A 677-nucleotide genomic window follows, 5' to 3' on the forward strand; every position below is an offset into this window, starting at 1 on the left:
TTCTCTTTTTGCTTTACATTCTTTTAATTGATTTTCCAAGTCTTCTCTTTTTTCTTTACATTCTTTTAAATCTTCTTCTAATTTTTTAACTTTATCTTCAAGACCTTCTAATTTTTTATTTTTTTCTCTACATGCTTTTAATTGTTCTTCCAATTCATCAATTTTATCTTCTAGTTCTTTAATTTTTTTTGATTTATCTAATGATTCTTTTACTGATTTTGCATAAAGACTACTTATTTCTTCTAATTCATTAGCTGTTTCTTGCAATTTTTTATTTAATTTTTCCATTTTTGCTTGACAATCGCTATCATCAACATTAACAGTAGTAACACTATCTTCTTCTACTGTCTTATTTTTTTCATTTATCATTTTTAAGTATCCTCCTTTTTATTAAAATTCTCGTATACTATTTTTATTAATAATGAAAATTATTGAAAATATTATTTTGTTTCAATTTTAAATAAGATTTATTTAAAGATAATTTTAAATAAATCTCACTTAAAGTTTACAACTGAAAAAATTACTATACAATAAACTTTCCTACAAAGCAATTATTGATAAAATTAAATAAAAAATTTTTATCTCCAACTAACTATAGAAACTTGATTTTTATGTATATGAAAATTGAAAAATAATTAAATTAACATACATTAATATTTTAAACATTTGATAAGATA

1 pseudogene is annotated in these 677 nt (G+C 19.6%); it reads right to left on the bottom strand.

What is annotated here, in order from left to right:
* A pseudogene (locus M0D11_RS06295) lies at positions 1–369 on the bottom strand (hypothetical protein); the annotation flags it as partial.
* Positions 370–677: the final 308 nt, after the last annotated feature.

The sequence above is a fragment of the Spiroplasma endosymbiont of Lariophagus distinguendus genome (assembly GCF_023846195.1).
In the GTDB taxonomy this organism is placed as follows: domain Bacteria; phylum Bacillota_I; class Bacilli_A; order Mycoplasmatales; family VBWQ01; genus Spiroplasma_E.